This is a genomic window from Bacillus sp. sid0103, assembly GCF_019219025.1.
On sequence record NZ_JAHUWN010000112.1, the window covers coordinates 1 to 454 of the forward strand.

The window sequence follows — 454 nt, forward strand, 5'->3', positions numbered from 1 at the left end:
AACCAAATAGTCTGGTAATTAAGGCGAGAAGGTCACACCCGTTCCCATACCGAACACGGAAGTTAAGCTTCTCAGCGCCGATGGTAGTTGGGACACGCGTCCCTGTGAGAGTAGGACGTTGCCAGGCGAAGACAGAATTTTATGTTTCTGTCTTTTCTATCCCCTTTTCAGGGATTGAAAAAACTTTTAGTTGTAATCTGACGCTGTTGGTGTTATGATGTAAAAGTTGCTCTTGAAAGAGCAAAAAAAAATCGACATTTAATAATAAATATTGGTTGATAGAAAACTAGAAATGTGATATGATAGATTTTGTCACTTCTAAAAAACAAATTGTTCTTTGAAAACTAAACAAACAAAATCGTGCAAACAAACAATAACTTTTAGCTTCAATTAAGAAGCTAAGCCAACGTAACAAATGAGCTAATCAACTTTCTTGGAGAGTTTGATCCTGGCT

The 454-nt window shown here is 36.8% G+C and carries 1 rRNA gene; it reads left to right on the forward strand.

The features are described from left to right. Positions 1 to 10: 10 nt before the first annotated feature. Positions 11 to 127 (forward strand): 5S ribosomal RNA (rrf, locus tag KW850_RS32720). Positions 128 to 454: the final 327 nt, after the last annotated feature.